12 protein-coding genes and 1 pseudogene are annotated in these 12,408 nt (G+C 64.1%); 1 reads left to right on the top strand and 12 read right to left on the bottom strand.

Annotation, left to right across the window (positions count from 1 at the left end; translation table 11 throughout):
* Nucleotides 1–181: 181 nt before the first annotated feature.
* The gene (locus LB564_RS26840) at nucleotides 182–1,210 is read left to right on the top strand and encodes a LacI family DNA-binding transcriptional regulator (protein WP_224542227.1); all 1,029 of its coding nucleotides are present in this window, start codon (nucleotides 182–184) and stop codon (nucleotides 1,208–1,210) included.
* Between the two features lie 10 nt (nucleotides 1,211–1,220).
* Here the strand turns inward: LB564_RS26840 and LB564_RS26845 are convergent, their stop codons facing one another.
* The 12 genes and pseudogenes from LB564_RS26845 to LB564_RS26900 all read right to left on the bottom strand — a co-directional run bounded on the left by LB564_RS26845 (nucleotide 1,221) and on the right by LB564_RS26900 (nucleotide 12,331).
* Nucleotides 1,221–1,655: an aconitase X swivel domain-containing protein gene (locus LB564_RS26845; RefSeq protein WP_224542229.1), complete on the bottom strand. Its 435-nt coding sequence runs from the start codon at nucleotides 1,653–1,655 to the stop codon at nucleotides 1,221–1,223.
* Nucleotides 1,652–2,901, bottom strand: a pseudogene (locus tag LB564_RS26850) (aconitase X). Before LB564_RS26850 ends, LB564_RS26845 begins: the two are co-directional and overlap by 4 nt.
* Nucleotides 2,902–3,194: 293 nt before the next feature.
* Nucleotides 3,195–4,259: an ABC transporter ATP-binding protein gene (locus LB564_RS26855; protein WP_224542230.1), complete on the bottom strand. Its 1,065-nt coding sequence runs from the start codon at nucleotides 4,257–4,259 to the stop codon at nucleotides 3,195–3,197.
* A complete protein-coding gene (locus tag LB564_RS26860) occupies nucleotides 4,259–5,047 on the bottom strand; it encodes an ABC transporter permease (RefSeq protein WP_224542232.1) in 789 nt (262 codons plus the stop codon). Before LB564_RS26860 ends, LB564_RS26855 begins: the two co-directional genes overlap by 1 nt.
* On the bottom strand, nucleotides 5,047–5,916 hold the full coding sequence (locus tag LB564_RS26865) for an ABC transporter permease (protein WP_224542233.1): 870 nt from the start codon (nucleotides 5,914–5,916) through the stop codon (nucleotides 5,047–5,049). The genes LB564_RS26860 and LB564_RS26865 overlap by 1 nt, the downstream gene beginning before the upstream one ends.
* A gap of 72 nt (nucleotides 5,917–5,988) precedes the next feature.
* Entirely contained in the window at nucleotides 5,989–7,050 is a 1,062-nt protein-coding gene (locus LB564_RS26870; RefSeq protein ID WP_224542234.1) for an ABC transporter substrate-binding protein, read from the bottom strand.
* A 39-nt stretch (nucleotides 7,051–7,089) separates the two neighbouring features.
* The gene (locus tag LB564_RS26875; RefSeq protein ID WP_224542235.1) at nucleotides 7,090–8,067 is read right to left on the bottom strand and encodes a PfkB family carbohydrate kinase; all 978 of its coding nucleotides are present in this window, start codon (nucleotides 8,065–8,067) and stop codon (nucleotides 7,090–7,092) included.
* Entirely contained in the window at nucleotides 8,064–9,080 is a 1,017-nt protein-coding gene (locus tag LB564_RS26880) for an ADP-ribosylglycohydrolase family protein (protein ID WP_411910222.1), read from the bottom strand. The genes LB564_RS26875 and LB564_RS26880 overlap by 4 nt, the downstream gene beginning before the upstream one ends.
* Before the next feature lie 36 nt (nucleotides 9,081–9,116).
* The gene (locus LB564_RS26885; protein WP_224542238.1) at nucleotides 9,117–9,842 is read right to left on the bottom strand and encodes a GntR family transcriptional regulator; all 726 of its coding nucleotides are present in this window, start codon (nucleotides 9,840–9,842) and stop codon (nucleotides 9,117–9,119) included.
* Nucleotides 9,843–10,201: 359 nt separating this feature from the next.
* Nucleotides 10,202–10,366 (bottom strand): DUF3309 family protein, encoded by a 165-nt coding sequence (locus LB564_RS26890; RefSeq protein ID WP_224542302.1) that lies wholly within the window; start codon nucleotides 10,364–10,366, stop codon nucleotides 10,202–10,204.
* A 230-nt stretch (nucleotides 10,367–10,596) separates the two neighbouring features.
* A complete protein-coding gene (locus LB564_RS26895) occupies nucleotides 10,597–11,247 on the bottom strand; it encodes a hypothetical protein (protein WP_411961792.1) in 651 nt (216 codons plus the stop codon).
* Between the two features lie 403 nt (nucleotides 11,248–11,650).
* Nucleotides 11,651–12,331: a methyltransferase family protein gene (locus LB564_RS26900; protein WP_224542241.1), complete on the bottom strand. Its 681-nt coding sequence runs from the start codon at nucleotides 12,329–12,331 to the stop codon at nucleotides 11,651–11,653.
* Nucleotides 12,332–12,408: the final 77 nt, after the last annotated feature.

A 12,408-nucleotide genomic window follows, 5' to 3' on the forward strand; every position in this document is an offset into this window, starting at 1 on the left:
GAAATGGCCTTTCCTGTCCCGGCATGGTCGCAGCAGGCGAGATGATTTAGCCCGGCGGCTTGCGCATCGGCCAAGGCCGGATACATCATTTCCCATCAGAATCGCGGATAGCGAGGCATTGGCGCCATCAGGCCGGCAGCCGGCATTGCGTGATCCCGATGTGTTGAGGAGTTGAAAGACGGTGCGTTCCACCCTGACCGACATCGCCCGGGAAGCCGGCGTCTCCGCCGCCACCGTCGACCGCGTGCTCAACAACCGGCCCGGTGTGCGGGCACGCACGCGCGAGGTCGTGCTCGAAATGGCGCAGCGCCTCGGCTACATCGCCGAGAGCCCAAACGGAGCGCCGCCCAGGCCCCTGCCCGGCGAGATCATCCGGCTTGACTTCGCGCTGCCGGCGGGCACCAATTCCTTCATCAAGATGCTGCACCGCCACATCGAGGCGCAGGCCTTGGCGCGCCCCGATCTCGACGTCCACATCGCCACCATAGAAGGCTTCAATCCCGACCGGCTCGCCCGCCTGCTGCAGGATCTGCGCGGCCAGACGCAAGGCGTCGGCGTCATCGCGCTCGACCATCCAACGGTGCGCGAGGCGATCCGCTCGCTGTCGGCCAACGACGTCAAGGTGGTGACCATCGCCTCCGACATCCTGCATGTGCCAAGGGTTGCCTATATCGGCATCGACAACCGCGCCGCCGGGCGGCTGGCCGGCTATCTGCTCAACCGTTTCATGGGGCCGGAGCGCCCCGGCAAGGTGGCGCTGTTCGCCGGCTCGCTGTCCTATCGCGGCCACGAGGAACGCGAGATGGGCTTCCGGCACATATTGACCGAGGAGTCGCCCAATCTCGAGATCGTCGAGATGCGCGAGATGCTCGACGACCGCGAAAAGGCCTATTCGGAGGCCTCAGCCCTTCTGGAGCGGCATCCCGACCTTGCCGCGATCTACAATGTCGGCGCCGGCAACACCGGCATTGCCCGCGCGCTCAAGGAGCGCGGTCGTGCGCAATCGATGGTCTTCCTCGGCCACGAAGTGACTGAAGGCACCAAGGACCTTTTGCTCGACGGCACGCTCGACGCGGTCATCGACCAGAACCCGCGCGTCGAGGCCCGCGAGGCGCTCAACATCCTGACCCATGCCGTCCGGGGCTTGCCCTATGAATTGCACCAGCCGAGGCTGCAGGTGATCTTCAAGGAGAACATCCCGGAGATTTGACGGGCAATCCTCAGATTCTGCGCACGCTCGCCCCACCGTCCTCGCGAATGCCAATTGCAATGCGTTCGCCGGAGACAATGCCCGCAATGTCACACACCACGAGCGGCATGTGGATGTCGTAGAGAAACTCGGCGACGATAGCGCCCACCGCCAGGATCGGGTCCGGCCGCTCCAGAAGAATACCCGCTGGCGCCGTGCTCCGGCGGATCGTTTCGGCTAGAACCGAGGACGATGAGGACGACCCGCGCCCGCTCGGCATGACCAGGATTTTGCCGGCGACATTCTGGCCGCGGCCCGGATGCGAATGGTCGATGATTTCGCCCGTCTCCGCATCGATGCCGCCCCAGAAGCTGAGCGGTTGCGAAAACACCAGCGCCTCGGCCTCTGCGGCACCAGCCAGTTGGAAGCTGCCGGCTCTTTCAAACGCTGCCACCGATTGCGTCATGACGCACCCCGCACGACATGTCCCACCGCCGCGGAGCGGATGCAGTCCCTCATCTCGGCGAAGGCGACGGTCACGCCAATATTGCCCGGCGCGTAATGCGCCCATTTGCCGGAATTGGTCATCACCACGCCGTCGAGGCGGTCGAGGATCGCGGTGACATAGGTGCAGGTGTCGGCGACCGCGATCAGGCCGAATGCCTCCATGCCGTCGAGCGCCCCCTCCTCCTGCAAGCGCGCCAACGTCGCGCGCCCGGTGTTGACGTAGATCGGGATGCCCCGGCCAGGTGCTGCCTCGCGCAGCAGCGGCAGCAGGCGCATCCACTCGTCATGCGAGAAATGCGGCGTCCGAGTGACACCGCCGAGAGCGGCGCGCCATCCGGCACGCCAGACAATCTGGACAGCGCTTGATCGATGTCCGCCCGGGTGACGCGGATGGTCTCCTCAGGCGCATGGCCTTGGAACGCCTCGTCGAGCGTTCCCGCCTCCGGTGTGATGCCGACCGCATGAAACAGCGCCACCGCGCCTGTCGTAGCAGCGGCGGCGCCCAGCGCTTTCAGTTGATCCTCGTCGCGCGCCTTCGGCAGGCCTGATATCACCGGAATGCGATCGCCGCTGGCTTGCCCGATGATCAGCCCGACGCCGACGAACAGGCTGTCGCTCGGCACCCCGTCGGCAATGTCCAGTTCGAACAGGATGCGGCCGCGCCGGTTCTCGCCGAGATGCAGGCCCCAGGCTGGCGCGCGCCCGGTCATGGCGCAGCACAGGTCGATGAAATCGCCATAGCGATTGGTGCGCGCGCCGATCACCGAATTGGCGAACACGATGGCGTTGGACTCGCCCCAGGCGATCTGCTGGCCGAAGCCGGGCCGGAACCGCGTCTGGTAGGGCGCGCAGGTGAAGGTCGCCTGGCAGCCAAGCTCCAGATGCGCCTTCATCAGCCGCCGCGCCGGCACTTCCTCCGCCGCCGGCATCTTCACCATGCCGGGATGGATGAGGTCGAACGATCCGACATTGAGCGTCGTCGGCACTTGAACACGGCCGCCGCCCTCGACCAGCCGTTCGACGAAATCGAGCCCTGCCTTGCCGTGATAGAGGCAACCGTCGATATGGGCGGCCGAAATGTCGAGCAGGCTGGTTGCGCCGATGGCGTTGGAGAAGGCGACGAGGATTTTCATGGCGGCGGCGGAGGATGGGCCCTGCTCGCCGTCGAGCATGGATTGGTCGCGGGCACTTAATTCCAAAGTCATAGGCATCCCAACCACTTACTCGATCGTATGGCGGGACAGCGCCCCCCTCTGCCCTGCCGGGCATCTCCCCCACATGGGGGGAGATCGGCAGCTTCGGTCGTCGCGCTCATTCTTGCAATGCAGAAGATTTGCGAAGACGGCGACGACAGCCAATCTCCCCCCTCGTGGGGGTTGAGGAGTGGTTCGCGAAGCGGACGCAAAGCCAATTGCTTGGCTTTGCGAACGACGAACGTCCGGCAGGACAGAGGGGGGGCCAAGGAACGCCGACTGTCCCGGCTATCGACCCGTACCACCTACCCCGCCGCGATCAACACCGTGCTTTCCGGCGACCAGCGCAGCACGACGTCCTGCCCCTCGGCCAGCCTGTCAGCGCCGGTATTCTGCACGATGACCTTCAGAGTCTGGCCGGCGCGGGCGACGAAATAGGTGCTATTGTTGCCGGCGAAGATGCGTTTGGAGACCTGCCCGCGCAGCACATTCGCATCGCCATCCGCAGTGCCGGCATCGGTGGCAATCCGGATGCGCTCAGGCCGCACGGCACAGCTTGCCTTGGCGCCGGCTGCAAGCCGGTCGCCCACCCCGGCGGCAATCGCCGTGCCGTCCGCCAGGCGGATGCCGTTGCCGGTCGCGTCACCGCGAAAGATGTTGGCGTCGCCGAGGAAGGTCGCGGCGAATTCGCTCCTCGGCCGGTCGTAAATCTCTTCCGGCGGCCCTTCCTGCACCAGCCTGCCGTCACGCAAGATGCCGATGCGGTCGCTCATCGTCAGCGCTTCCTCCTGGTCGTGGGTGACGAAGATGGTGGTGATGCCGATCTCGCGCTGGATGCGCTTCAACTCGATCTGCATGTCGACACGCAGCGCCTTGTCGAGCGCGCCGAGCGGCTCGTCAAGCAAGAGCACGCGCGGCTTGGTAACGATGGCGCGGGCGAGTGCCACGCGCTGACGCTGGCCGCCGGAGAGCTGATGCGGTCGCCGCCCACCGAGCTTGCCCAACTGCACCAGGTCGAGCGCGCGCTGCACTTCCATCGCAATGACAGCCTTGGCCTCGCCGCGCACCGACAGCCCGAAGGCGACATTGTCGGCGACGCTCATATTTGGAAACAGCGCATAATTCTGGAACACCATGCCGATCCGGCGCTTCTCGACCGGCACCCGCTCGACGCTCTCGCCGCCGATGGCAATGCGGCCGCTGTCGGGAAAGTCGAAGCCGGCTATCTGGCGCAGCAGCGTGGTCTTGCCGCTGCCCGATGGCCCGAGCAGCGCATAAAAGCCACCGTCGGCGAAATCGATGGAGACATCGTCCAGCGCCTTGTGGGCGCCAAAACTGCGCGAGACGTTGGATACCTGCACACCGGCCATTATTTCTCTCCGCCGAATTTGAAGAACCGCGCCGTGAGCAGCATCAGCGCCATCGACACCACGATGATGATGGTCGAGACCGCGTTGATCTCGGGCGTGAAGCCTTTGCGGATCGCGGCGTAGATTTCGACCGGCAGCGTCGTCTGTCCCGGCGTTGCCAGGAAATAGGAGACGACGAACTGGTCGAACGACACGGCAAAGGCAAACAGCCCGCCGGCAATGACGCCGGGCATGATCCACGGCAGCGTCACTTGCCTTGTCACCTGCCACTGGTTGGCGCCGAGCGAGCGCGCCGCCTCTTCCAATTCGGGCGCAAAGGTCTGCAGCCGCGCCGAGACGACGACGATGACATAGGGCAGCGCCAGCGCGACATGCCCGAGCAGGATGGCGAACAGGCCGCGCCCGATGCCGACGCCGAAGAAGAAGATCAGCATCGCCGTGCCGGTGATCAGCCACGGGATCGCGATCGGCGGAAACAGCAGCGCCTGCAGGAATTTCTTGCCACGAAACTCGTAACGAAAGAGCGCCAGCGACGCGGCCGAGCCGAGCACGGTTGAAATGATCGTGGTGATGACCGCGATCTCGATGCTGTTCCAGGTCGCCGCGATCAGCTGGTCGTTCTGCCACAGCGAGGCGTACCACTCGGTGGTCCAGTCGAAAGGCAATTGGTAGAAGGGCGAGACGTTGAACGACATCAGCGCCATGATGATGATGGGCAGATAGAGGAAGGCGAGCAGCAGCCCGATGTAGATCCGGCCGAGCCATTCCAGGAAGCGTGTCGTAGCCATCACGCCGCCCTCCGCAGCACCGGCGAAGCTACCGCCAGGATGACCAGAACGACGGCGAGCAGGATGAAGGACAGTGCTGCCCCGAGCGGCCAGTTGAACACGGCGACGAACTGGTCCTCGATCACCGTGCCATAGAACGTGCCGGTGCGGCCGCCGAGAATGCGTGGCTCCATGAACGAGCCGACGACCGGCACGAAGATCAGCGCGGCGCCCGCCACCAACCCCGGCAGCGACAGCGGAATGATCACCCGCTTCAGCACCTGCAGCCGCGAAGCGCCGAGCGAACGCCCGGCCTCGATCAGCGAGTCGTCGATGGCCTGCAAAGTGAGATAGCAGGTCAGCACCATGTAAGGCACGTAGGAATGCACCAGCCCGATGATGACCGCCGGATAGGAATACATGAGATCGATGTTGATCTTGAACGGCAGCACGGCGTTGAGGCCCGTGTCGAGGATGCCGCCCTCGCGCAGAACCATCGCCCAGGAGAAGATGCGCACCAGCCCATTCGACCAGAACGGCAGGATGACCAGCAGGAAGATCGCCTCGCGGCTGCGGCCCTTCAGCACCTTGGCCAGCACATAGGCTGCCGGGTAGCCGATGACGATGCACCACAGCGTCACTTCGAGGCCAAGGCGCAGCGAAGCCAGCAGCAGGGTCAGATAGAGGCTCTGCGAAAAGAAGGCGGCGTAATTGCCCAGCGTGAAGGCCCACGGCTTTCCCGTCAGCGGCAGGTCGGTCATGAAGGAGAAAAAGACCATGGCCGAGAGCGGCAGGAAGATCGCCACCGTCAGCCAGAGATAGGCCGGCGCCAAAAGCGGCAAAGCCGATCTCAACCCGCTACGCGCCGCGACCGCACCCTGTGCCGCCATGCTACCCCTCCTCCCCGGGATTGAAGACCAGTCGGCAGCCGGCGCGAACCGCCGGCTAGCCGGGACATGAACTTACTTCACGTCGACCTTGAGTTGCTGCCAGAGCGCCAGATAGGCCTCGCGCTGCGCGTCGGTGATCGGCGCCTGGAACTGGATGCGCTTGGCCACCTCGGGATCACCCATGACCTTGCGGTTGAAGGCATCCTCGGGCAGCGCTTCGACCGCCTTGGTGTTGGCGGACACCGGCGCGCCGACCTTGGTGACCCATTCGACGTAGAACTTCGGATCGATCATATAGTTGATGAAGGCCTCCGCACCGGCGACGTTCTTGGAGCCGACGGGAATGGAGAAGGCATCGAGCCAGGCGACGGCGCCCTCCTGCGGGATGACCAGCGAGACCGGCAGCTTGAAATGGGTCTTGGCGCGGTCGGCCGAGCCGCTCCAATAGGTGCCGATGTCGATCTGGTTGGAGGCGACCATCTGGTTCCAGTCGTTCTCCGAACTCCAGAAGGTCTTGATCTGCGGCATCAACGATGTGAGCTTGGTCTTCACCGCGTCCATATCCTTGATGTCGTTGATGTTCTGGCCGGTGGCGATGGCGCCGAACTGAACCGCCTCGACGGCATCGTCACGGATGACGACGCGGCCCTTATGCGCGGGATCCCACATCTCGGCGATCGATGTCGGCGGTTTGTCGAAGGATTTCTCGTTGATGGCGAGCGCGGTCAGGCCCCACACCCACGGCACGCCGTAGACCTTGCCGTCATGGTCAAGCATCGGCGATCCGGCCTTGTCCTTGCTGATGTCGGCATAGTTCGCCAGCTTGGAGGTATCGATCGGCTGGATCAGCTTTTCCGCCATCGCCTGGTCGTTGAAGGCGGCGTTGATCATGACGACGTCGTAGAGGCCGGGATTGGTCCGGATCTTGGTCAGCATTTCCTGTTCGGAATTGAAGAAGTCGTTGATGACCTTGTTGCCGGTCGCCTTTTCGAAAGCTTCGACGGCCCACGGCTCGTCGGCGCCATAGCCTTTCCAGTTGAGCACGTGCACCTCGCCGGCTTGGGCGGTGAAGGCGAGTGCGGAGGTGAAGACGGCGGTCGCCGTCAAGAGAGCAGTCAAGTCAGGCATGCGCATGGTTCGTTCCTCTCTGTGTTTGCCCGCTTCCGGGGCTTGTCAGGCTGTCTGATGGGCCTTCCATGTCTGGCCTGGCGCGCCGGTCGACGCGGCCTGGTCCAGGAAAGTCTGGATTTCCTCGTCGGTCGGAGCCGACGAGCCGCCGTGGCGGGTGACCGAAATGGCCGCCGCCGCATTGGCATGGGTCGCCGCCTCGAAGGGAGGCGCGCCACGGGCCAACGCGCTGACGAAGGCGCCGATATGCGTGTCGCCCGCGCCATTGGTATCGATGGCCGTCACCTCGAAGCCGGCAACCGTCTGTGCCGTGCCGTCTGCCAGCCGGACGAGGCATCCGTCCGCGCCCGCCCGGATGACGACGCCATCGGCGCTCGGGCAATGATCCGTCAGAAGCCGAGCGGCGAGCGCCTCTGCCTCGCCGGGGCCGGCAATCCCGGCCGCCTCCGTCGTGTTGCAGCTCAGCCATGTCGTGCGGGCAAGCACACGATCGAGAATGGCACGTGGAATGTCCGCTATGACCGGCGTCGGATCGAAGACGAAGGGAATGTCCGTCGGCAGCGCCTCGATCCATCCGGTCAGTGCATCGCGGCTCCCGGGATAGCTCAGCGTGTAGCCCGACGTGAACACCCAGTCATCAGGGCCGATCACCACCGGCGCCATCATGTCGGGGCTGAGAACGCTCTCGGCGCCTGGCCAGGACACGAAAGTGCGTTCCGCGTCGCTCGAGATCATGGCGACGCAATTGCCGCTGTCCATCAGGGGGGACGGCGGCGTCAACACCTCGATGCCCTCGGCGGCGAAGGCGGCACGCAGGAAGTCGCCATTCGGGCCGCTGCCGAGCTGGCCGCCAAACACCACCTTCATACCGGTGCGGGCCGCGGCGACCATCATGTTGAAGCCGCCGCCGGCAAGCTGCGCATACCCAGACGCCGTTTTCTCGGTGCCGGACGCCGGCAAGGCGTCGATGCGGTAGACATAGTCGACCACCGCGCTGCCGACATGGACGAGACGCCCACTCATGCCGCGTCCTTGCCGGACCCGGCCTTGCCGACGCGACCGTTCGACATCCGCGCCGCGACAAGATCGGCGGCCAGCGCCCGAACCTGCGCCATGTCGATACCCCTGAGGCCGGTGATGCGATCCTGTGGCAGGCGCGAAAATCCGGTGCAGGCGCCGGCCATGCCGGCCGCGATGGCACCGATCGTGTCGGTGTCGCCGCCGAGATTGGCGCTGATGATTGCCGCCTGCCATGGATCGCCGTCCGCGACTTCCAGCACGGCAAAGGCAGCCGGCACCGATTCCTGGCTGGCGACACCGGTGCCGACCAGATCGGTAATCAACCGGATCGCGTCCCTCTTCACCTTGCCGCGAACCAGATCCCGCGCCCAGACGATGCGCGCGGCGATGTCGCCGCCGGTCACCCAGTTTCCGTGCGTCGCCCCTCGACGCGCCGCCGCGACCGCGCTATCGGACGCCGCATGCCAATCGCCGCCGGCAACGCCACGGCTGACGGCGGCCGCGACCGCGGCGGCGGAGGCGATCGCGATCGAGGTGTTGTGGGTCGCCCGGCAGGTTTCGGCCACCTTGGCCACGAACGCGTCCAGCGGCTGCAGCGGCATCATGATGCCGACCGGCGCGATGCGCATGGCGGCGCCATTGGTGTCGCCGCTACGGCCCGCCTCTTGTGCCGGCACACCATTGTTGATGGCGTCGATGGCACGCTTGGTCGATGGCCCCAGGAGATCGTAGCTGCCGCGCGCCTTGACCTCACGCTCCCAGTCGAGCAGCGCGTTCACCCAGCGCGCATGGTCGAAGCTGTCGCCGGACTCAATCAGGATGCGGCCAAGCAGCAATGCCTGCTCGGTATCGTCGGTGATTGTGCCGGCCAGCAGCCCCTTCGACACCGGATGGTCGGCGAAAGGCGCGACGAAATCCTCGACATGGCCATGGAGTTCGGCAATGCGGGCCGGCGACAGAAGCTGCGTCGGCATGCCGAGCGCATCGCCCAGCGCCCCGCCGACGAGTGCGCCCATCGCGCGGTCCATCTCAAACTCAATGTCCGGCATCGCTCAGAACCTCATATGCAGCGCGAAATGCGCGGGGTTGAGCAGGCTGGTGACATATTCGATCGGCCGCTCATCGGCCGCACGCGTCAGTCGGCGGCCGCGCAGGAACGGCGTGCCCTGCGGGCAGCCGAGGATGGCGGCGTCATCTGCGTTCAGCATCTCGATGTCGACCCACTCCTCGCCATGGTCCGGTATCAACCCCGCTCCGCGCAACGTCTGGTGGAGCGAGCCCTCGCGCAGGCCACGCAGCGGCACATCCTCCAGTTCCGGCGACAGCGGCAGGCGGCTGCGCTCGATGGAGATCGCATGACCGTCATTGGCATTGGTGCGCACCCGGTCGACGGCGATAAAGAACGGGCTTTCGACATCCAGCAAGGTCGCCAGCCCGGGATCCTCGATGACCTCCAGCCGTAGTGTCCGCGTCTCGGCATTGGCGCCGGCATTGGCGAGCGCCCGCGACCAGCCGATGGCGTCATCGACCGGCTTGCCATCGAAAGTGACGAAGGAGCCGATGCCGACCTTGGTTGTGATCAGCCCGCGACTGGAGAGTTCCTCAAGCCCCTTGCGGACGGTGTTGCGGCTGACGGAGAAACGCTGGACGAGTTCATTTTCGCTTTGCAGCCTGTCGCCGAAACCGAGAACGCCGGAGCGGATCTCATGTTCGAGGACGGTCGCGATCTGCTCGGGCTTGCCCGTGCCGGGAGACAGTTGAACCGCGCGCCGCTTCATATGCGTACCTGTTCAGTGAACCTGTATAATCCTGTTCAATATCCTGGCATGCGAATTCTGTCAACGATCCGTGTGGAAGATGTCACGGCAAGCCCTCGGTACCCGCCGACGGCGAGCTACGTCGAAGCCATAGCTTTTAACGAAAAAAGAAAGCCCGCTCCGGAAACCGGGGCGGGCCTTGGAGGAGGATGAAGGGGTGGGACCCTCTCCTCTTGTTTCCACGGGGGGTGTGGACCGCAATCACCATACGTTGAGTCCGCTCATGTGTCGGATCACAAGCCGGCTTGCCTGCATCACAATCCGGTGCTCGACGGGATGAGCACGGTCACGCGATTGCGATTGCCACCGTGATCGAGCCGCTAAATGCGTCCCATGACGACAAGGATGATGACGATGATCAACACGAGGCCGAGACCGCCACCACCATAATAACCTGTTCCGTAGAACGGGCCGCCGCCGAGACCGCTGAAGCCGCCGAGCAACGCGAGGATTAGAATAATGATAAGTATCGTGCCGAGACCCATGGCTTTCCCTGCTCCTGAATGCGCGCTTTCGCGCTGTTTCAACATCGCGCCATTCGGATGTTGCAACGTATGAACGTTTTAGGAAGGCTGGCGTTCCGCCGACCATTGCGCCTACGGAACAGCCAGCCGGCAAAGCAGAAAGCCCGCCTGGACGGCGGGCTTTCCGACCGGCCGGAGGCCAGGAGAGTGCGGCCAAAGCCTCACGGCTGGTTCCGCAACCTCCTTCAGCCTCAGCGGCGGGCGATCAGCAGGCAGAGCTGCCGCAGGTCGCGATCATAGCTTCCTTCGCTGCCGAGCACGTCGACGCAGCGCTTCTTCATCCTCGACAGCTGGCTGCCCGACATCTGGGCCACCACACCCGGCACGTTCGGATGGCTGGGGTTCGAGGGGTTGCTCGGATTCGACGGGTTGCTGGGATTGGTTCCGCCACCGATGCCCACACCGACACCGACGCCAATACCGCCTGTGCCGCCGACATTGGCGCCAAGCCCCGCGTTGATGCCGCCTGCCCCCCCAACATTGGCGCCGAGCCCGGCATTGATGCCGCCTGAACCGCCGACATTGGCGCCCGCACCGGCATTGATGCCGTTGCTGCCGCCGACCGAAGCGCCGAGCCCGGCGCTGACGCCGCTCGAGCCACCGACACGGGCGCCCGCTCCGGCATTGACGCCGCCGCTGCCGCCCACCGACGCACCGGCGCCGGCGTTGATGCCGCCACCGCCGCCGACCGATGCGCCAACACCGGCATTGACGCCGCCGCTACCGCCAACCGAGGCGCCGACACCGACACCAAGGCCCGCTGTGTTTGCCGGCCCGGAAAGAACCAAGACCATTGCACTACCTGCCAACACACTGGCGACTGTTTTGATCGAAAAAGCCATAACACTCTCCTGTTGTAGTTGCGCTAAGGCAGTCGGCACGCGCCGATTGCAGACTCAACTACGCAACAGGTCAGCTTCAGTTTCAAACCAGGATGTGACAGTGATATTAATGGTATTTATTGTAGAAACCGAAAAATGATAACAGTCGTAAATATAAAATATGTTTGTAAAAAATATTTTTTAACAACACCCGATATTATCGACATATCGGATAATTAGAGGAGAAAAACGGTTTTTTGCCCGATGGCGAAACTTGCCGGATTCGCGTCATTGCTGACAGGCGGCTCCATCAAGATACCCGTATCTCAAATGACGTCGGAAACGTCATGACGTCCGGCTGGTAAGCGCTGTCGACCAATCACGGGCAAGTGGCGTTAGCAGCGGCGCCTTGGCGATGTCGACCTCAGAATAGCCGGTAAAACAGCCTGTAGCGCACGCGTTCCATGTAGGCGCGATACTCCGGCGCGGCCGCCAAAAGCGCCTCTTCGCGCAAAATGCGGTAAAGCTGCAGATAGGTGATCACTGCATAGACCGCGAGATTGTGGAACGAAAAGGCCGACAGGAGGTAGAGCACATGGCCGGCGAGATAGCCGGCATAGATGGGGTGCCGCACCAGCCGGTAGGCGCCGCCCGTCATCACGCCCCGATTGGCGGGCAGGATGGCGAAGGAGCGCCCCAGCGAGATCTTGCCCCAGATAACGAACAGCAGTGCGATGATCTGTAACGGCGCGGCGACATAGAGGGGGATAAGTGCAATGCCTGGCTGGAGGCTGATCAACGCAACGCCAAAACTGGCCGTCACCGAGACAATAACCGTAAGCGGATTCCAGTCACGCTCCACAGGACGACGCGACAGAAGCAGCCAGGTGAAGGTGAGTATCTCGGAAATCGCCACCAGCGCGGCATTGAGCCGGGTCGGATCCTCCAAGAGTTGAGAAACGCCGCGATAGACGAACAGCCCCGCGCACGCCAGGGCGCAGAGACGAAAGAAGCCTTCGCGAAGGTCGACCAGGATCTCGCGCTTGCGGGCAGCGGACAAAAACCTGTTATCGGCCGCACGCGAAAGCGCTTCACTTTTTGACATGAGCAAGGCAAGCATCCCGGTGGTCCCTCGAGGTGACCTTGGCACGGAACCATTGCCGTGCCGTTAACCGAGAAGAT

This window comes from Mesorhizobium sp. ES1-6, assembly GCF_020164775.1.
In the GTDB taxonomy this organism is placed as follows: domain Bacteria; phylum Pseudomonadota; class Alphaproteobacteria; order Rhizobiales; family Rhizobiaceae; genus Mesorhizobium.

Coding starts and splice junctions, on each gene's coding strand:
- LB564_RS26865 (WP_224542233.1), bottom strand. CDS start 5,916: ATGGCGGCACAGGGTGCGGTCGCGGCGCGTAGCGGGTTGAGATCGGCT.
- LB564_RS26880 (WP_411910222.1), bottom strand. CDS start 9,080: ATGGGCGCACTCGTCGGCGGGGCGCTGGGCGATGCGCTCGGCATGCCG.
- LB564_RS26870 (WP_224542234.1), bottom strand. CDS start 7,050: ATGCGCATGCCTGACTTGACTGCTCTCTTGACGGCGACCGCCGTCTTC.
- LB564_RS26890 (WP_224542302.1), bottom strand. CDS start 10,366: ATGGGTCTCGGCACGATACTTATCATTATTCTAATCCTCGCGTTGCTC.
- LB564_RS26885 (WP_224542238.1), bottom strand. CDS start 9,842: ATGAAGCGGCGCGCGGTTCAACTGTCTCCCGGCACGGGCAAGCCCGAG.
- LB564_RS26855 (WP_224542230.1), bottom strand. CDS start 4,259: ATGGCCGGTGTGCAGGTATCCAACGTCTCGCGCAGTTTTGGCGCCCAC.
- LB564_RS26895 (WP_411961792.1), bottom strand. CDS start 11,247: ATGGCTTTTTCGATCAAAACAGTCGCCAGTGTGTTGGCAGGTAGTGCA.
- LB564_RS26860 (WP_224542232.1), bottom strand. CDS start 5,047: ATGGCTACGACACGCTTCCTGGAATGGCTCGGCCGGATCTACATCGGG.
- LB564_RS26900 (WP_224542241.1), bottom strand. CDS start 12,331: ATGTCAAAAAGTGAAGCGCTTTCGCGTGCGGCCGATAACAGGTTTTTG.
- LB564_RS26845 (WP_224542229.1), bottom strand. CDS start 1,655: ATGACGCAATCGGTGGCAGCGTTTGAAAGAGCCGGCAGCTTCCAACTG.
- LB564_RS26875 (WP_224542235.1), bottom strand. CDS start 8,067: ATGAGTGGGCGTCTCGTCCATGTCGGCAGCGCGGTGGTCGACTATGTC.